This is a genomic window from Jannaschia sp. M317, from assembly GCF_025141175.1.
Taxonomy (GTDB): Bacteria; Pseudomonadota; Alphaproteobacteria; order Rhodobacterales; family Rhodobacteraceae; genus Jannaschia.
In genome coordinates this window covers 34,826-52,608 of the sequence record NZ_CP081157.1, presented here as the reverse complement: position 1 = coordinate 52,608, position 17,783 = coordinate 34,826, and the positions used below count along the sequence as shown (strand labels likewise).

General features: G+C 65.8%; 15 protein-coding genes. 4 read left to right on the top strand and 11 right to left on the bottom strand.

Annotated features, from left to right (window positions below; translation table 11 throughout):
* Nucleotide 1: 1 nt before the first annotated feature.
* Nucleotides 2-853 (bottom strand): cation transporter, encoded by an 852-nt coding sequence (locus K3551_RS18730; protein WP_259920148.1) that lies wholly within the window; start codon nt 851-853, stop codon nt 2-4.
* A gap of 56 nt (nt 854-909) precedes the next feature.
* On the opposite strand from K3551_RS18730, the gene K3551_RS18725 reads away from it, so the two are divergent.
* A complete protein-coding gene (locus tag K3551_RS18725; protein WP_259920145.1) occupies nt 910-1,287 on the top strand; it encodes a helix-turn-helix transcriptional regulator in 378 nt (125 codons plus the stop codon).
* A gap of 76 nt (nt 1,288-1,363) precedes the next feature.
* Here the strand turns inward: K3551_RS18725 and K3551_RS18720 are convergent, their stop codons facing one another.
* The 7 genes from K3551_RS18720 to K3551_RS18690 form a co-directional block, all read right to left on the bottom strand.
* The gene (locus tag K3551_RS18720) at nt 1,364-1,897 is read right to left on the bottom strand and encodes a hypothetical protein (protein WP_259920143.1); all 534 of its coding nucleotides are present in this window, start codon (nt 1,895-1,897) and stop codon (nt 1,364-1,366) included.
* A 10-nt stretch (nt 1,898-1,907) separates the two neighbouring features.
* A complete protein-coding gene (locus tag K3551_RS18715) occupies nt 1,908-2,204 on the bottom strand; it encodes a WGR domain-containing protein (RefSeq protein WP_259920141.1) in 297 nt (98 codons plus the stop codon).
* A gap of 87 nt (nt 2,205-2,291) precedes the next feature.
* Nucleotides 2,292-6,536, bottom strand: a complete 4,245-nt coding sequence (locus tag K3551_RS18710) for a strawberry notch-like NTP hydrolase domain-containing protein (protein ID WP_259920138.1) — start codon at nt 6,534-6,536, stop codon at nt 2,292-2,294.
* A 95-nt stretch (nt 6,537-6,631) separates the two neighbouring features.
* Nucleotides 6,632-8,758 (bottom strand): ParB/RepB/Spo0J family partition protein, encoded by a 2,127-nt coding sequence (locus K3551_RS18705; RefSeq protein WP_259920136.1) that lies wholly within the window; start codon nt 8,756-8,758, stop codon nt 6,632-6,634.
* A 115-nt stretch (nt 8,759-8,873) separates the two neighbouring features.
* Entirely contained in the window at nt 8,874-9,275 is a 402-nt protein-coding gene (locus tag K3551_RS18700; protein WP_259920134.1) for a DUF3768 domain-containing protein, read from the bottom strand.
* Between the two features lie 123 nt (nt 9,276-9,398).
* Entirely contained in the window at nt 9,399-10,082 is a 684-nt protein-coding gene (locus K3551_RS18695; RefSeq protein ID WP_259920133.1) for a DUF6927 domain-containing protein, read from the bottom strand.
* A 95-nt stretch (nt 10,083-10,177) separates the two neighbouring features.
* On the bottom strand, nt 10,178-11,188 hold the full coding sequence (locus K3551_RS18690; protein ID WP_259920130.1) for an ArdC family protein: 1,011 nt from the start codon (nt 11,186-11,188) through the stop codon (nt 10,178-10,180).
* A gap of 377 nt (nt 11,189-11,565) precedes the next feature.
* Here K3551_RS18690 and K3551_RS18685 point away from each other — a divergent pair, with 377 nt between their 5' ends.
* The 3 genes from K3551_RS18685 to K3551_RS18675 all read left to right on the top strand — a co-directional run bounded on the left by K3551_RS18685 (nt 11,566) and on the right by K3551_RS18675 (nt 13,355).
* Entirely contained in the window at nt 11,566-11,808 is a 243-nt protein-coding gene (locus K3551_RS18685; protein ID WP_259920127.1) for a FitA-like ribbon-helix-helix domain-containing protein, read from the top strand.
* Nucleotides 11,809-11,814: 6 nt separating this feature from the next.
* Nucleotides 11,815-12,243: a type II toxin-antitoxin system VapC family toxin gene (locus K3551_RS18680; RefSeq protein ID WP_259920124.1), complete on the top strand. Its 429-nt coding sequence runs from the start codon at nt 11,815-11,817 to the stop codon at nt 12,241-12,243.
* Between the two features lie 95 nt (nt 12,244-12,338).
* Nucleotides 12,339-13,355, top strand: a complete 1,017-nt coding sequence (locus K3551_RS18675) for an IS110 family transposase (RefSeq protein WP_259920176.1) — start codon at nt 12,339-12,341, stop codon at nt 13,353-13,355.
* Nucleotides 13,356-13,806: 451 nt separating this feature from the next.
* Here the strand turns inward: K3551_RS18675 and K3551_RS18670 are convergent, their stop codons facing one another.
* The 3 genes from K3551_RS18670 to K3551_RS18660 all read right to left on the bottom strand — a co-directional run bounded on the left by K3551_RS18670 (nt 13,807) and on the right by K3551_RS18660 (nt 17,723).
* Nucleotides 13,807-14,949: an SAVED domain-containing protein gene (locus tag K3551_RS18670; RefSeq protein WP_259920122.1), complete on the bottom strand. Its 1,143-nt coding sequence runs from the start codon at nt 14,947-14,949 to the stop codon at nt 13,807-13,809.
* Between the two features lie 16 nt (nt 14,950-14,965).
* Entirely contained in the window at nt 14,966-16,507 is a 1,542-nt protein-coding gene (locus K3551_RS18665) for a nucleotidyltransferase (protein ID WP_259920120.1), read from the bottom strand.
* A gap of 127 nt (nt 16,508-16,634) precedes the next feature.
* A complete protein-coding gene (locus tag K3551_RS18660) occupies nt 16,635-17,723 on the bottom strand; it encodes an SAVED domain-containing protein (RefSeq protein ID WP_259920118.1) in 1,089 nt (362 codons plus the stop codon).
* Between the last annotated feature and the right edge of the window lie 60 nt (nt 17,724-17,783).

The window sequence follows — 17,783 nt, the reverse complement described above, 5'->3', positions numbered from 1 at the left end:
CTCAGGCGGTCTTCAGATCGGCCCTCGCGTCGCGGATAATCGACCAAGATGAATGCAGGAACAGTCCGGCAATCCCGAAGGCGACGATCAGGTCGGGCCAAACGCTTCCGAGCCATGCCACGAGACCGGCCGCAACGACGACCGCGGCATTTCCGATGGCGTCGTTCCGCGAGAACAGCCACACGGCCCGCATGTTCGCGTCCCCCTTACGGAACCGCAGCAGGGGCAGCACGGCGAGAACGTTGACCACGAGGGCGATGAAGCCGAATAGCCCCATGAGGCCCGCATCTGGCATCGTCTGGGTGAAGGCACGCCAGATTGTCGTTCCAAGCACGCCGAGGCCAAGGACGCCGAGGAAGATGCCTTGAATCAGGGCGGATCGCGCCCGCCAGACGAGGCTCCAGCCGATGGCCAGAAGGCCTAAAAAGGTGATGAGGCCGTCGCCAAGAAAATCGAGCGCGTCAGCTTTCACGGCCTGAGACCCGGCCCAAAAACCCCCGACCATCTCGACAAGGCCATAGCCCACATTCAGGATCACGACGATCCAGAGTGCGCGTCGATAGGCCGGGTCCTGATGGGCTGCCCCCTGCTGTGCATCGTCGTCGCCCTCGATGCGGTCGAACCCGTAACCTGTTGTCTCCACGACCCGCTCGATCTTGGACAGGCTTTCTTCGGGAACGCTTAGGGTCATAATGTGGGTCGCCGAAGATACCTTCACCGCGTCGGGTGCGACCCCGACAGACTGCGCAGCCCGCTCGATCTGGGCTGCATCCTTGGCGCAATCCATGCCGGAGACGCGGTAACGGAAGGTTGCGACGTCGGCAGCCGATCCGGTGTTTTGGGCGTTGGCCATGCTCGCTTTTCTCCTGCTAAGATAAGTCGAGAAATATTATATCAGCGAATAGTGATATGGAACAAATTGCCGCCGACCGCAATTCCGCCGTTACAGATACGGAGCGGCGGGCGAAGCTGTTTCGTGGTCTCGCGGACCCAAGCCGGTTGGCGATCCTCGATGCCCTGCGAGAGGGGCCGCTGGTGGTCCACGAGATCGTCGGGCGCACGGCCCTGACGCAGCCCAACGTCTCTAATCATCTGCGATGCCTGTTTGATTGCGGCCTCGTCATCAGCAGGCGTGATGGGCGCTTTGTTCGCTACCAGATCAGCAGCCCAAAGATCGACGACCTTCTGCGCGATGCCGAGGCGCTGCTCGACGTGGTGGCCGAAGGCATCGAAACGTGTCGCAACTACCGCCTAGATGAGGATGACGTCGCGCCCGGAGCTGCATGAAGGTTGCAAGGACGATAGCTGCCCTTCGTTCGGGCCGTAGCATTCGACAGATTGGGCTCATAGCAGACCTCGACCCCTACTTCCCGATCCGCTTCCGCGGAGAAGACATGATCCCGTCGCCCGTCACGACGTCCAGCCGCCCGGGCGTCCGCCGGGTGATCCGCTCGCCGTTCCCGGACACGCAGACCTCCGCATCCTCGGTCAGCTGGATGATCGAGCCGTCGAACTCGAGGAAGGTGGTCGAGGCTCCATCGTCGGCCTCGCGCTTGACTGCGCCCATCGGGTCGATCTCGATCCAGACGTCGCCGACAAGGACGCGCACCGAGTGGTCGCCCACCTCGATCCCCGACCAGCCGCGCCCCGGCTCGCGCCGCGCGATGATCGCGTTCGGACGGAGCTTGAGCTGCACGTCGTCCGCGCGGTCGGGGCCGCGCAGATGGACGAAGGTTTCCTGATCGGAGGTTTCGGCGCGCAGCCCCGCGCTCGCATCCTTGGGCGGCCAGAGGTAGGGCGTCTCGCGTTTCTTCCGCTCCGGGTCCCGGTGGAAGGCAATGAACATCTGGGCGCGCTCCCAGATGGGGCGGCGGGGCTTCTTGGTGGTCTTCGACATGTCGGTCTCCTCATCGCCCGTGGTTCGTGTCCGTTGCGTAGCCGCGCTTGCGCTTGGCGGTCTCCCAGTCGCGCAGGGCGTCGATCGCCTGTCCCTCGTCGGCATGCAGCTCGATCCGCGTCGTTCGGCTGAGCCCGATCCGGCCCCAGGCCCGGACGAGGGAGGCCCCGCCGAATAGGTCGGGCTGGACCTCCAGCGCGTAATAGCGGTGGACGTTCTCCTCGGCCGCCTCGCGCACGAGGCGCAGGCGGGCGGGGAACATCTCGATCTGGGCGTCCTGCGGCGCAGGCTTGGATCGTCGTGGCATGGGTGCGTCTCCGATGAGAACATCTGCAGAGTCCCAGAGAGTGAGCGATCGGTCCAGTCCGAACTGCTCGCGCTTCGGATCAAGGGCTTATGCGGCGACTTTCATGCCACCGCCTGCCCGGATCGCTTCGATCACCGCCGCCGCGCCGTCGCCCACGGGCACGAATGCCCGAAGCTGATAGGCGACGATCTCCGTGAAGCAGCCCGCGGCCTTCAGCACATCGACCTGCTCCGGTCGCCAGCCCTCGACTTCTAGACGCTTGGTCCCCGCCACGCGGCGGGCACGCAGCGTCAGCCCGCGGCCCAGATCGACGGCCCCGTCCCCCGCTATGGCAGCGGCGACCAGCTCCGCAGGGGTGGTCTCGCCGCCCCGGAACCGGCTCGCCAGCACCACGGCCTGCTCGGGCGAGATCGCCCGACCGATGCGGGCGACGCCGTCCTCCGGCATGACACGCCAGATGCGCTCATTATCGGACGGGATGTCGCGCCAGATCGGCAATAGCAGGCCGGTCAGCAAGACGATCCGGTGGGTCTCGACCTTGGGGAGGTCTGCGACCTCGGTATCCCACAGCCGAACGAAGGTCGCAGGCTCGATCGGTTCCCAATGCGACGAACCGAAGGCCTCTTCCGTCATGGACCCGCGCCCGGTGGGGCGCCGCGTCTCGCGGATCTCCGCCATCACGTCGTCGTCGAACACCTGTTGCGGCCGCTTCGAGATCAGCGCGACCTTGCCCGAGGCCGCGTTGCGCCGGGGCGCCATGCGAGCGCCGTGGTCGTGAAAAACCGTCGCGCCATCCGGGATGCGCACCTCGTTCTCGCAGTCCAGCGTGACGGTCCGGGTCACGGACCTGCTCTTCGGACAAGTCCACAGGTCCGCCTCCTCGACGACGGTGATGCGGTCCGCGTGGAGCATCTCGATCCCGACGTCGAGCGTGCCGTTCGCGCGGGCTCGCTCGGTGATCTGCTCGATCTTGGCGGCGAGCGCGCCGAAGAGGGCGTTCTGCATGTCGATGGGCAGGGCGAGGAGGCGGTTCAAGTAGCGCTGCACCGGGGGCAGGTCCTCGAGCATGACGCCCTCTGCGTCGGTCAGGCGCAGCGCCGTCCAGTCGGTGAAAGTCTCGTAGGTCATAGCCTCACAGGTGCCCCGGACCAGCTCGTGGTAGTGGGCGACGAGGGCCCGGCGGGCAATCGGGCTTTCCAGATTGTCGGAAGCGCGGAACAGGTTCTGGCTGCCCGTCTCGCGCTGCCCGCGGGTGAGGGCGCCCAGCGTGTCGAGCCGTCGCGCGATGGTCGAGGTGAACCGCTTCTCCCCGTGCACGTCCGTCGTCACGACGCGGAACCAGGGCGCCGTGACCTGCGCCGAGCGGTGCGTGCGCCCGAGCCCCTGGATCGCCTCGGCGGCGCGCCAGCCCGGCTCGACAAGGTAGTGACGACGCCGACGGTCGCGGTTCCCGGCCGTCGCGGCGGCGTGGTAGGAGCGCCCGGTCCCGCCCGCGTCCGTGAAGAGCAGGACGTCCTTCGTCCCGGCCATGAAGGCCGCGGCCTCGGCCGAGTTCGCCGACCCGGAGCGCGGCACCACCTTCAGCGCGCCGTCAGGCAGGCGGATCGAGCGCTTCGAGCGCCCCGTGACCTCCGCCAGCCGGTCTTCGCCGAAGTGCCAGACGAGCCGGTCGAGGACCGACGGGATCGGAGCGACGGTGTAGAGTTCCATCAGGGCGGCGTCCCGCAGCGCCTCCGCCTCTCGGCTGACCACCGGGCGTCCCTCGGCATCGGTCAGCCGCTCGGCAACCATCTGGCCTTCGATTTCGACGAGCTGATGCGCCTGGATCGGGAAGGCCGTCTGTAGCCAGTGGACCACGACCTCCTTCGGCGTCAGCGCCGCCTCGGTCAGGTCGTCGCCGTCGAGCGCCTCGATGGCGCGGTCGAGATGGCTCTCGCCGGTGGAGACGATCTGTACGACGGGCGCCCAGCCAGCTTCAAGATCGTCCTCCAAAGCCTTGATAAGCGTACCCGCCTTGAACCCGTTCAGGACATGACCGAAGAAGCGCTGCTTCATGCTCTCGAAGCGCGACAGGGCGGAGGCCTTCGCCGCTCCGGCGGTTACGCCGCTCTCTTCGTCGACGATGCCGGTGGCCTCCAAAGCGGCATGAAGATTGGCGTGTATCACCTTGAATGCGCTCGCGAAGCGGTCGTAGACCGCCCGCTCGTCATCGGACAGTCGGTGCTCGAGGATGTCGTATTCGACGCCCTCGAAGCTGAGCGCCCGAGCCGCGTAGAGCCCAAGAGTCTTCAGGTCCCGCGCGACCACCTCCATCGCCGCGACGCCGCCCGCGACCATGGCCGCAACAAAGTCCTCGCGCGTGGCGAAAGGGTAGGCCTGGCCCGGCCCCCAGAGACCGAGCCGCGTGGCGTAGGCGAGGTTCGAGACGTTCGTGGCACCGGTGGCTGAGACGTAAAGGACGCGAGCACGGGACAGGGCGAGCTGCAGCCGCAGGCCTGCCACGCCCTGCTGCGAGGGCGCCGTGCCGCCGCGCGCGCCATCCGAGGAGCCGGCGGCGTTCGCCATCGCATGCGCCTCGTCGAACGCGAGGACGCCCTCGAAGTCGGTCCCGCACCATTCCACCAGCTGTTCCAGCCGCGAGCGGCCTGACTTTCCGATGCTGCGCAGGGTCGCATATGTAAGAAACAGGATGCCACGATGCAGGATGATGTCCTCGTCGGGCTTCCAGCGCTCGAGCGGCACGATGTCCGTTGGCGCGCCGCCGAGATCCATCCAGTCGCGCACGGCGTCCTCGATCAGGGTTTTCGACTTACTGATCCACACCGCCCGCGTCCGTCCGGCGAGCCAGCCCGCCATGACGATCCCGGCCACCTGGCGCCCCTTGCCCGCGCCGGTGCCGTCGCCGAGGAAGTAGCCTTGGCGGTAGGCGGTGGCTTCGGCTGCGCCCTCGTGAGCGGGCTCGATTTCGGTCCAATCGTCGGAGGCGGTAAAGCGGCCAGGCAAGTCGATGGAATGCGCAGCGTCCGCCATCACTACCGTCTCCAGTTGCGCGGCCGACAGCGCGCCGTTGGCGATGATCGATGGGGGCAGGGCAGGGCCGCCGCCCTCCGGGAAGACCGGCACGGGCGGGGCGACGGCGGCCATCGCGACGCTCTCGACTAGGGGCGAGGGGTGATCTACCGCGCCCGCGATCTCGATCCGCTGCGGGGCGTAGCGGGCGTAGACGTCAGAGACCGCCTCGTTGGCGCGGGGCGTGTCGAAGACGGCGAAGAGGATCGGTGTCGGGGCGCTGGACCGAGCCGGGGCGGCAGGCGGCGTCGAGGGACGCGGGCGCCTCAAAGCAGTATCGGAAGCGCATGAGGCCGGGCGGATCGGTGAGGGATCGGTCGGCGCAGCGCGGGGCTCGCGAGCAGGGCGCTCCGGCAGGCGGGTTCGGACGGTACGCAGTGCGGCCTCCAGATCCTCGACCGGCTCAGGGGGGATCGGAGTCTCCGCCTTCGCACTGTCATCCACGCGATCCGCCACGAGCAGCGCGGTCTCCACGCCGGTGCCCATCTTGCGGTAGACCGCGCCGAGCAGGACGAGGTGCAGCCGGGGCGCGACCCGCTCCATCAGCCGGGCCCAGAGCACGGGCTGGCGCGCAGCGCAAGCGGCGAGCGGCAGGATCGCAACGAGCCGTCCGCCGGGGGCGAGGCGCTTGGCGGCCGAGAGCGCGTGCCGCAGCGCGATGGTCGGATCACCTGCGCGAACGGCCGAGGACGAGAAGGGCGGGTTCATCAGGACGACGTCTGCGAGCGTCGCCCGATCCATGAGATCGTCGATATGCTCGGCGTCGTACCGGGTAGGTCTTGCCCCGAACAGCTCCTGCAGGACGGCGGCTCGGAACGGGTCCAGCTCGTTGAGGACGACGTAGCCGCCCGAGCGCCGTGCCATGTGGGCGAGCGCGCCGGTCCCGGCGGAGGGCTCCAGCACGACGTCGCCCGGCCGGATCGCGGCCGCGACGGCGGCGACAAGGGCGTAGGGCAGGGGCGTGGAGAATTGCTGCAGCCGGACCTGCGTCTCCGAGCGGCGCGTCTCGGTCGCGCGTGCGTCTGCGGCGCCGGTCAGACGCGCTAGGCGCGTGGCGGGATCCCTCGCGTCGTCCTTCCGGTCCGCCAGGATCGCCGCGGCCTGCACGAGGTCGTAAGCCTGACGCCAGGACCACGCGCCAGCGGCGTCGGTCCCGCCGGTGACGTCTGTCATATGTGCGGCGAGCGCGGGCGTAGTGAGATCGCCCGCAGCGAGGTCGGCGGTCAGGCGGGTCAGCAGGGTCGGGATGTCACGGCGCTTCATGGGGGTCTCTCCGTTCGGGATCAGGTTCCCCACGGAAGGAAGCCGCCCCTTCCCTTTGCGGGCGGGACGGCTTCGGTAGGCGGAGCGGTGGAACGTCAGGCTGCCTCGGGTTCGGGGATCTCCTCCGAGCGATCCTCATCGCCCACACCGAACTGCTCATCGGGATCGATGTCGAACGTCTCGTCGTCGTCTTCGATCTCCGCCTCGACCGCATTCGTGGTATCCGCGACCTCGATGCAATGGCGCTCGCGCAGTCCGGGGATCGCCATGCCCGGCGGGCACCAGGTCTCGACCGCCTCACGCTGCTCAGGCGTCAGCGTCGCGAAGGGCGCAGCGAAGAGCCGGTCGAGATAGTCCACGATGTCGACCTTCTTCGCGGTGGCGAGACGCGCGGCCTCTTCGGGCTGCTTCAGGTCGGTCGCCAGAAGGTGCAGGAGCTGCGCCTTTTTGATCCGCCCGAAGAACGCCTCTCCGGTGGGGCGCCAGACCGCGCGCATGTCGGGCACGACCTGATGGGCGACGTGGGTCAGCAGCGTCTCGCCATGGGCCAATTCTGAAGGCGCGATCGCCTCGGCCATGACCACGCCGACGATGCGGGCCTTCATCTCCCGGTCCAGGAGCCGGAAGCGTTCGAAGCGTTCGGTCACTGATTGCGCCCCGTCCGACCATGTTAGGTCGACGCCGTCGCGCAACGCGGCGATAGCCTCCGTCGATCCTTGGTCCATGCCGTCGGGCTTGCCGTGTGGACGCTCGCCTCGTGTCGCCGTCACGCCCATGGACCAGGAGATCCGCGTGCCGTGGGCGTTCCAGAGATCGGAGACGATCTTGAACAGGGCCAGATCCTGCGCCAGCGCCGGATCGGCCGCGAGCCCTGCGCCGATGACGACCGCGCGCTCCGTGCGCAGGTCGGCGGCAAGCGAGGCGGCAACCTCCAGCGGCGCAGTGCCCTCGTCGGCGTCTCCCTCGGGGCCAGGCGCGGCACCGTCAGCCTTGGTCGCACCGACGGGTGTCGCCTTTCCCTCGGCCAGGGCCATGTCCTCGGGACGGATCAGGCCATAGATCACCTGCGGGCCGTCGTAGCGCCAGTGGGCGATCACCCCAGCCTTCTCCAGCTGCTCGGGACCGTAGCCCGTCGTCAGCTCGTCGTGCTCCTGCTGCAGGGCCTCGTACTCGTTCTCCAGCGCGTCGAAGTCGGTGCCGTCATCGTTCGCCTCCGCCGCGTCGCGCAACTCGTCGATGGCCAGCAGACGGTCGGCGATCTCCGTGACGCGCTCAGCCATCAAGCCCTCGGGCTCCACCGCGCTCGGGTAGGTCCGCCCGTAGACCCGAAGCGCCTCGTAGTCGGCCGTCCGCCGCCCCTCAGCCCAGGCGAAGCCGAGCCGCGCACGCTCAGCCTTGGCGAGCGCCGTCAGCTTCTCCACCAGCAGCCGGTCGACCAACGCCTCGTCGGTCAGCACCGAGTCCTCCACGATCAGATCCGCCGTGATCGGCCCGTCCGCGGCGCGGTATTCCGCCTCGACGTAGCGTCCCAGGCCGGAGCCCAGTTTGATCCCGGCCTTCTCCAGCCGGTCGCGGATCGTCCACGCCTGGCGGTACTGGCCTTCCGTCGCCTCGAAGACGGCCCACTGCATGCCGTGGTCAGGATGCGCGGCGAAGGCCTTCATCACGTCCAGACTGATATCCTTGGCCCGCGCCGCGCGGCGGATATCCGGATGCACCCTACCGTAGCGCAGGCGTTCGGTCACGCGGCGGCGCTCGACGCCGAAGAGCGCGGCGATGGAGTCGATGTCGTGCCCGCCGGTTTCCATCATCCGCGCGAAGGCCTCGAACTCGTCGAGCGGGTCCATAGGTGCCTGCGTGACGTTCTCTGCCACGGTGATCGCGGTGGCGGCCGCCACATCGTCGCCGATGGTGCGGCAGGCGATCTTGGCGCGCGCAGTCCAGCCCTTCGCGTTCTTGTCCTCACAGAGTTGGCGCATGGCCGCGAGGCGACGGCCCCCGGCCAGCACGCCCCAGGCGGGCTTACCGTCCACCTCCGTCTTCTGGACGATGAGCGGGTTCAGCAGGCCGAGCGCGGCGATGGACGCGGCCAGCACGGGAATGTCGTCGGCCTCGTAGGCATCGGGCGAGCCCGCGCGGGCGTTGAGCGGGTGCAGGGTCAGGTCCTTCAGCGCGATGGCGGTGTCGGTCAGCTCGGGCAGGGCGGTCTTGGTGATGGGCATGGTCTCGTCTCCGGGTTCTCTCGTGGCCGGACTGGCCACACCCTGAAGGAGGCCCCCTCTGCCCTTTCGGGAGCGGGAGCCTCGGGCTGGCGGATGGGTGGAAGGGGCGCGCGACCTACCAGTCTTCCGGGAACAGGATCGTCAGCACGCGGTAGGTGCGGGTCAGATCGTCGGGATGCTCCGAGCCCCATGCGAGCCGGTCGTCCGAATAGAGGTCGATCTTCCACCACACCCGCGTGCCCTCGACCTCCACGGCGCCAAAGTCGTGCAGGCCGTCGGGGTCGTCCTCCGGTGGGAAGTGGATGACGTCCGCCACCGCCCGCAGGCAGGCGAACACGAAGGGCCGACCGAGCGCCGCAACCGCGGCGGTGGCGAAAACCCGACCGCGCAGCTCCGCGCCGCCGGGGTGGAACGCCCCCGCGACCTCGCCGCCCATGCCGCGGCGGAAGGCGTCGTTCTGCGCGGCAATGCGTGCGGCATCGGGGGCGTAATCGGTGGGTGAAGTGTCGTTCGGCATGGCCTCTCTCCTCGGGTTGGGGTCCACCCGGGAAGGGGCCGCCCCTCCCTTTGCGGGACAGACGGCCGAGCCTATGCGCCGACGGTGGTCGAGGACCTTCCCGTTCCACCTACCATGCGACGGTCAGGTGTCCGCCGGAGCCGTCGCGTCCTCCCCTTGCGCGACGACGCGCCCGCCCCGGTCCTGGATCGCTTTGGCGCTCATGCGGACGGTGTGGGCGTGCCTGGTATCGAGCGTCTCGTAGAGGATCCGAGCCCGCGCGCCGGGATGCCGGCGGTACGCGTAGGCCCGAAACCGGCGCACCTTCAGCCCGCCCGTGAACTCGATCGGCTCATCGAACTCGACCACGTCGCCGGGGCGGACCTTCGGTCGGGCGCGCTTGGCCGCGTGATGGGCCGCCACCCGCTCGCGCCAGCCGGCGGCAAATGTCTCGACCTGCGGGTCGAGCGGCGACAGCAGGTCGAGGAGCTTCAGCGGCGTTGCGGCCTCGTGCGGGCCCACGGTCTCGCACATGGCCTTGTAGCCCCATTCGCCGTTCCGGCGGGACGTCAGCACGATGCCCGCGTAGACGATTGCCCCGGAGGCGTCGGGCACGTAACCGCGCATGAGGGGCTCGGGCGTCTCCCGGCCGGGTTTCGGGGTCAGCCGGATGGCAAGGTACCAGACACTGCCGACCTTCGAGGCCAAGAGGCACTCGGCCGTATAGGGCGCGTCTGGGGCCAAGTCTGTATAGAGGTCGACAATCTCGCCCCGCTCTTCCTCGCGGGTCTTCGGGGAGCGGTAGGCGGCGTAGGTGGTCCATCCCATGGCGGGGTCCTTTCCGATGCTGTTGGTCGCACATGCGAAAAGGGCCGCCTCCACCCTCGCGGAAGCGGCCCTTGAGTCAAAGGATGGCAGGGCGGTCAGGCCGCTACGGCTGTGTGCGGCTCGGTCTCTTCGACATCCCCGGCACCACCCGGCGCGTCGAGCGTCACCCCGCCTTGCGCGGCCGCCTCCACCATCCAGTCCACCGCACGCTGTGCATGCGCGCCGGCGCGGAACAGGAAGCGCTTGTCGGCCCGGAGCACCTTCAACCAGGATCCGAGATAGGCGGCGTGGTCCTCCAAATGATCCGCCGTGAACCCTAGCCGCTGTCCGAGGAGGGCGGCGCCTAGCTCGGCCACGAGTTCCTCCTTGGCATAGGCTTCGTTGCCGAAGGTCGAGGCGCCGAAGGAGCGGTCGAGACGGTCCGGGGCCTTGGTGCGGTGTACGTGCTCATGGCCGAGCGTGGCGTAGTAGCGCTCGCCGCTGTCGAAGCGCTGGAACGGCGGCATGTGGATACGGTCGAGCGAGGGCACGTAGCAGGCCCGGTCACCGCCCACGGCCACCTCCGCGCCGATCGCGTCGAAGAAGGCATGGCAGGCGGGGATCGGCTCGGGGCCGTCCGTCGGATCGCCCTCGGGCTCGGGGTGGAACCGCGCGTCCAGCCCGTCGATCTGGGCGGCGTTGAACACGCGGTAGGACTTCAGAAATCGGTAGCTGTCCGTACCGTCGGACCTTTCGTCGGATGGGGAACACTCGCCCTCGGCATTCCCACCTGCATCCTTCGCCTTTGCCGTTCCGTAGTAGACCACTACGCTGGACTTCTCGCCCTTGCGCACGCAGGCGTCCATCGCCCGGGTCTGCTGAAAGGTCATCCAGTAGGGCGACGTGTAGCCCATCAGCGCCGCGCGCATGCCGAGCAGGAACGCGTTGATCCCCCGGTAGCCCTCACCCCCGTGGCGCAGCGGCACCCCGCCGCCCGCAATGCGCCACGGCTGGCGCCAGGGCAGGGTGCCCCTTTCCAGCAGCGTCACGATCTCGTCGGTAATGAGTTGGGCCGCGTCAGCCCTGGGATGAGTGCTGCGGAGGGTCTTGCGGTTGGTGCGGGGCATCGGCCTCGTCCTTTCTTCGGGTGCGTGAACACCCGGAAAGGCGGCAGCCTTTGCTCTTTCTTTTCCACCCTTCCAACGGGAGCGCGGCCAGTGGTCGGTTCTCTCAACCGGTGCCGCACATCCGGCGAAGGGATCGTCACCGAAGGCCGAGACGCGCCCCGCGCGGCTCGGGGAGCGCAGCGAGTAGAACCCGGTCCCGCGCGGCGGGACGCCCCGAACCTACGGTGACTTGGAAGATGGTCGGGAAGCCGTCGTTCGCAGCAACCACAGATCAAACAGGCTCTGCCCGCAAACCTCCCCGCTGACCGCTGTCCGAATACGAGCGTTGATTGCACTGCAATCACACCCTAAGTTCGTTCCAAGCTTCGGAGATTGACATGGCCAGCATCACGATTCGCAACTTGGACGACGCGGTCAAGCAGCGCCTGCGGATGCGCGCCGCCGAGCATGGCCGGTCCATGGAGGAGGAGGCACGCGACATCCTACGACGCGCTGTCGGACGCGCGCCCCCGTCCGCAAACCTAGGCAAGGCAATCCACCAGCGATTCGCCGCCTTGGGCGGGGCCGAACTGGACCTCCCGCCGCGCGAGCCGATGCCCGAGCCGCCACACTTCGACTGACGCGCCGTGATCGTGATCGACACCAACGTCGTGTCAGAGCTGATGCGGCCAGCCCCCGCGCGGGTAGTCCTGGAGTGGTTCGAGGGACAAGACCCGTCTTCCCTTTACCTCAGCGCGATCAGCGAGGCCGAACTGCGCCGCGGCGTCGCGATCCTGCCCGAAGGACGGCGGCGCGACGCGTTGCGCGGGGCGATCGACGCCATGGTGGCGGAGGACTTCGCCGGCCGGGTGCTGCCCTTTGACGGCGCAGCGGCCGTGGCCTTCGCGACCGTCTTCGCCGAGAGGCGGGCTGCGGGACGGCCGATCAGTTTCCCCGACTGCCAGATCGCGGCTACGGCGCGGGCCCATGGGGCGATGGTGGCGACGCGGAACACCCGCGATTTTGGAGGATGCGGGATCGAAGTCGTGAACCCATGGGAGGGGGCTGGCGGATGAGTGAACTGATGCGGTGGATGCCCCCGCCCCTGGAGCCGGACGGCGTCACGTATGCCATGACGGTTCTATAGAACCATGTGGAGGGCACACCGATGATGAAGACGAAGATTAGCATGTTGGCGATCGACCTGGCGAAGGGGAGCTTCCAAGTCTGCGCTGTTGGGGCGGACGGAGCGGTCCTATCGAACCGGGCGATGTCGCGGACGCGGCTGGCGGCATTGCTCGCCGAGCGGCCGGCCTGCGTGGTGGCGATGGAAGCTTGCGCGACGTCGCACCATTGGGGCCGGGTCGCGCAGGCACACGGCCATGAGGTTCGGATCGTGCCGGCGGCTTACGTGAAGCCATTCGTGAAGCGACAGAAGAACGATCGCGCTGACGCGGAGGCCATCGCGGAGGCGGCCATGCGCCCGACGATGCGGTTCGTGGCTGTGAAGAGCGTGGACACGCAAGCTCGCGCAGTCGCGTTCCGCACGCACCAGTGCCTCGTCCGGCAGCGCACGCAGCTCATCAACGCCCTGCGGGGCCATCTCGCGGAGTTCGGACTGGTTGCGCCGAAGGGGCCGGCCAGCCTGAAGCTGCTGGAGAACGCCCTCGCGGATGAGACCACGGACCTGCCTGGCCCGGTCCGGGAGATGGGGACGGTCTACCTTGAGCAGATCGCGAACCTCACGGAGGTGATCGAGCGGCTCGCGGCCGAACTGGAGGCGGCGACGAAGACCGATGGGGAGTTGCGCCGGCTGTGCACCATTCCTGGGATCGGGCCGGTGACCGCGGGCGCCGTCGCGGCCTTTGCGCCAGATCTCGACACCTTCGACACCGGGCGCAACTTCGCGGCTTGGCTGGGCCTCGTGCCGCGGCAGAGATCGACAGGCGGGAAGACGAAGCTCGGGTCGGTCAGCAAGATGGGCCAGACTGATATCCGACGCCTGCTGATCGTCGGCGCCATGAGCGTAATCCGCTGGGTAGTCCGGAAGGGCGGCAGCCCGAACCGCTGGCTCGCCGCCCTCGTGGCACGAAAGCCGAAGATGGTCGCGGCCGTCGCGCTGGCTAACAAAATGGCCCGGATGATCTGGGCCGTCACGACGAAGCAGGAGGATTACAGAATGGCGTGACCGAAGCCCGACCGGGCGACGGCACGACATGGCCGAAAGGCCGGGGCAAGCGATCGACGAGGAGTAGGTGATACGGACTTCGAAGTTCATGGCAGGGACATTCAGACCCGGGGCTCGAGCGCTTGCAGCTCTCTGAACCGATGTGAACCCCGCCATCCGAACAGCATACCGGCCCGTGGCGTCATCGAAGGCCACATTCTGAGGCCTGACACACGTCCGATCGAAGACCCCGCCGACCCGCGAAGATCAAGCTTGCCAAACAGGGGGCATCCACACACGTCATGGCATACGTGACGCCGTCCGGCTCCAGGGGCGGGGGCATCCACCGCATCAGTTCAGACCTTCAGGGGCGGCTCCTGAGAGGAGTTTCTAGTCCGTAGCGCTCCGCACCAGAGCCTGCTCGCTCATCGCTCACGATGTGCTTTGCTCGCCGCAAGACACCGGTAAATGGTCAGGTGGCTGCGGGAGGAATTGGTATCGCGTCACTTCTGACGATCAGCGCGGCACTCTGCCCATGGGTCGGCATCTTAATCGCCCAGGGAAATGGTGGCGATGCCGAGCGCTCGTACTGGTAGACGCGCACCTCGGGATGCAGCCTGTCATCAAGGTGCCGACCCAGACAGAATACAACGCTGTTGGGGCCTGCGATGAAAAGGTGGACGCGTTTGACCCCTTTCGCCATGAGATCGCCCAGAAGATCAGTGAAATGTTTCGCCATGGCTGATTGCTTGTCAGCAGACCAGTGCGCCGTCGTGCTCAGAGTTGGCAAAGCGAGACGGATCAGAGGCATATCACCGAGAGTCGCCTTAATACCGTCTGCGTCCGAAGGGTAGGAAACAGCGACGGCCAAAGCTACCTCCAGAATATTGTTCTTCAGGCCGTCGATCCCGGAAATGACGAACCGGTCTCCGTCATCTGCGCCGTCAGGTTCGCGCCATTTTTCTGCAAAACGATCCCAGTCCATCACTGTAAGACTAGCTTCATTGCCAACCATCATACCGGTCAGGAATGTCAGCGGCACAGGCGCCATACCGCCGTAGACAAGTCTGACGTTGCCGGAACCCGCCGCGTCGCGCTTCTGCCGGAGCTGTTGCCGCAACCCGGCAATCTGCGAGAGTGCGTCGTCGGGACTGATGATCTGACTCGTTGAGGTAGACTGCCGGTGATCGATTGGAAGGACATCGATACGGCCTTTCAGGCGTTTCGGCACGGCAGGGGCAAGGGGGGTATCAACGGTCTGGTGCAACCCGCGGTGCTCCAGCACAACCACGCTCTGCTTTCTGAGCTGCCGTCGGTCAGCGATGTGATCGATCACACCAAGGATACCCCCCGCAGCGAGGAGCAGAATGCCGAGGAAGACGGTAATTTGGGACCAGTAGACCGATAACCCGCCACCATCCGCCTGCACGGCCAGCCGCAGGACCCGGTCCGCATCGATCCAGGAAAGATCACCGGCCAGCCCGCCGACACTCAACCCAGCGACGATCAAAGCGACTCCGGCACGCAACAACCTCGAAGGCCAGGACGGGATCCGAAAGATATAGGTTATAAATCCGTCGAAAAACCGGTCACCATGTTTGCGCCAGAAAGACATGTATGCGGCCTCCGGATCAGCCAATATTCACGATGAACTGACCGCTGCGCGCGGCCAGTTTGCCATTCTTCACAATAAAACACTCGATACTGTGCTGGCCCCGATAGAGGGTGCTCTCGGAATGGGACAGACCACCCCGGACTGCCGCGTCCGGGCTGAAGCCCCCACGCAGGCAATCCGCATCCTCAGCTTCTCGCCCGGTGTTCACGACCTGCCAGTAGACCTTGAAACGCCCGGTCACCGTCGTGTCCGCCTCAAAACGCAGGCTGCAATTTCTGGGAAGCGGCGCGCCTTTGCTCACGAAGTTCTGCGGCCTGAATCCCTGCTGCGTAAAGCTCGCCGCACGAATATTGACGCGGCCTTCCGCAGCCTGCGGCCATCGCGGCTTTCGCATGTAGGCTGGCGCAAGGACGAGATTCACCGCACGGACCAGGCGCCCGGCAACACCCGGCCTTTTGGCCGGATTGCGACGCCCCAGTGCGCGTTCGACCAGACCCTGCCCCATGCGTTCGCTGAGGACCGCACCGACACCGTCTGCAGTGAGCGCCTGATGTGCCGATGCGAAATCGCTGCGGGCCTGCTGAAGCCACTCATGGAATGCATCCCGGCGCTCAGAGTGCTCTTCCCACTTGTCAGCAAAGTTCTCTTCGGGGTCGGCTGGGTTTTCGACCCAGTCCACGCCGTTGCGACGGGTAATATACCGGTCCATTCCGTGAAGGATCGAGAACAGCGCATCGGAGAGACGTTCTTCCTGGTTATAGGCATGTGCGGCAAGGGTGGTGATCAGGATAGAGATCGGCTTGTCATCCGGCCGGTCGCTGAACATTAGATCGCGATGACGTTTTAGGATCTGGATAGCGCCCTGCAGAGGGGTACGCACCCGCCATGCCGGAACATCCTCAACGCTGGCCTGCATCCTGCGTGCCTCGTTGAGAGCTCGACTTCTGAACGCCTGGCCCATCCGATCGCGAAACCAGAGCGCATAGCCTTTGGGATTGCTTCGTGGCCAGCGGCCGCCAGCCTGTCGGAAGCCGTCGTGTTCGTTGTCTGTGATCGCGAGCGCGGTTGACCCCAGTCGGGCAAGCGTGGGACCCGCCTCACTCAGATAGCGCCGCTTCTCGAAGTCGGGTACCGCAGGCAGGATATCCATGTGAAACTGTGCACCGTCTGCGTAGACCAGGGTCCAGCAGCGGCGCCCGTCTTCGGGTTTGCTCATGCCATAACGCCGGGCATAGGCTTTGACCTCGACGCCGACGCGACGTTTCAGCTCCGCCTGGGTCAGTGCCGACTTCTCGTAATCGAGGCGGCAGACCATATCGATGTCATAGTCTTCTTCGTCTGACGCGGGCCGTATTGCAGTCCCCAGCCGAAATGAACCCTGGACATACACGTCGGGACTGTCATCCCGAACAGTCGAGTCTGGCCGGTGCAACCACTCGCCGAGCGACTTGTAACTGCGCTCAGCCTGTTCATACCGACCGGACGGGACCTGAAGCTCCTCAACCAGGTCTTCCAATAATTGATCAACATGCCTGGTATTCGCCAAAGGGAATTCCATTATATGAAACCTCGATACGGCGCTAGTGCCCGTCGTCTACTGATTTGGCGAACGCAGAGCTGAGTAGAAGAGAGGCGACGAATTCCGCGATGGTATGACAAATTTGCGCTCGGTGATTTACAATGGCCTAAGCGCTAATCTTGATCGTTGGCTCGAATCCCTTCCCCGGTTTTTGATCGTAGATCACCAAAGGCAGATCGGCTTTGGGCATTCGTGAGCGACCCGTTTCGACAGCTGCGGAAGCCGGAAGAACAGGAAATACGTTGATAGTCGCATCCTCGCCGTGGTGGGCCTTGATCCGATCAAAGATCCTGCGAAGGTGAGTCTTATAGATTGCAAGATCGTCCTGTCTTCGCATGATGTCGTTATGAGGATCCTCTGCCGTGATCGACCAGATTGCAGCGTTATCGCCCAGAACCGAGCGAATTCTCTGATCATCGACGGTCGCACTGAGCGCCAGCTTGAGGGCGACTGGTACGTCTTTCGGCCCAGAATACTCGCCAACTTTGAAATTTATCGACGGCTGGTGGAGTTGCCATTTCCAAGTAGATGGCTCGCGGTACTTTTGGTGAACAGATACAGGCATGATGTCACCTAGCAATGTACCGAGCTCGATGAGAAGAGGCTGCGGAGCAAGCGCAAACACACTCAACTGAAGGATTTCCTTCTGCTCTATCCGCTCCTTCACCTTGCGTTGAAACTGACGATGCAGATGCGCGCTTTGCATGCCCCAGAACTCCGGCTCATCATCCTTGATTTCGGAATTCAGCTCGATGTCGATGGTTCGTCGCTCTGCCGGATGTCTGTCGGGTGGCATGGCGGCAAAGATGGCTTTGGTGGAAACCAATGAGTCCATCTGGCCGATAGTTGCCGCGAAACGGAGCACATGAGCTGCGCGATCAGCGTCCATATCTGTTACGGTCTCGATCCGCTCTTCGTGCACGCGCTTCATTGCCACAAGCGTTTCTTCCGGATAGTCGTCCACGTGGTCTACGTCGATTTCCTTGTGATGGATGGGGCACGTCAGCATCAGGTTGCTGATGTCGCGGGCGAGGAGCGGCGAACGGACTTTATCACCCCTTGGACCATTATCGCTATCTGCCACAATATGCGCGATGAAACCGAACTTTCCATCTTCCTTGCCAGCGATTAGATCCCCGACAAGGAGCTTGTTGCATCCTGAAAATTCACATCGACCCGCCGCCAAAGCCCACAACTGGGTCTGTATCTTGGGTGGGATATTTGAACTAGACAATTTTCCGCTCCATTTTGAATG

What these genes read in the sequence shown, in the direction of transcription:
- K3551_RS18705 (WP_259920136.1), bottom strand. Translation starts at nt 8,758, where the DNA reads ATGCCCATCACCAAGACCGCCCTGCCCGAGCTGACCGACACCGCCATC.
- K3551_RS18700 (WP_259920134.1), bottom strand. Translation starts at nt 9,275, where the DNA reads ATGCCGAACGACACTTCACCCACCGATTACGCCCCCGATGCCGCACGC.
- K3551_RS18670 (WP_259920122.1), bottom strand. Translation starts at nt 14,949, where the DNA reads ATGTCTTTCTGGCGCAAACATGGTGACCGGTTTTTCGACGGATTTATA.
- K3551_RS18710 (WP_259920138.1), bottom strand. Translation starts at nt 6,536, where the DNA reads ATGAAGCGCCGTGACATCCCGACCCTGCTGACCCGCCTGACCGCCGAC.
- K3551_RS18685 (WP_259920127.1), top strand. Translation starts at nt 11,566, where the DNA reads ATGGCCAGCATCACGATTCGCAACTTGGACGACGCGGTCAAGCAGCGC.
- K3551_RS18695 (WP_259920133.1), bottom strand. Translation starts at nt 10,082, where the DNA reads ATGGGATGGACCACCTACGCCGCCTACCGCTCCCCGAAGACCCGCGAG.
- K3551_RS18690 (WP_259920130.1), bottom strand. Translation starts at nt 11,188, where the DNA reads ATGCCCCGCACCAACCGCAAGACCCTCCGCAGCACTCATCCCAGGGCT.
- K3551_RS18675 (WP_259920176.1), top strand. Translation starts at nt 12,339, where the DNA reads ATGAAGACGAAGATTAGCATGTTGGCGATCGACCTGGCGAAGGGGAGC.
- K3551_RS18720 (WP_259920143.1), bottom strand. Translation starts at nt 1,897, where the DNA reads ATGTCGAAGACCACCAAGAAGCCCCGCCGCCCCATCTGGGAGCGCGCC.
- K3551_RS18715 (WP_259920141.1), bottom strand. Translation starts at nt 2,204, where the DNA reads ATGCCACGACGATCCAAGCCTGCGCCGCAGGACGCCCAGATCGAGATG.
- K3551_RS18665 (WP_259920120.1), bottom strand. Translation starts at nt 16,507, where the DNA reads ATGGAATTCCCTTTGGCGAATACCAGGCATGTTGATCAATTATTGGAA.
- K3551_RS18730 (WP_259920148.1), bottom strand. Translation starts at nt 853, where the DNA reads ATGGCCAACGCCCAAAACACCGGATCGGCTGCCGACGTCGCAACCTTC.
- K3551_RS18725 (WP_259920145.1), top strand. Translation starts at nt 910, where the DNA reads ATGGAACAAATTGCCGCCGACCGCAATTCCGCCGTTACAGATACGGAG.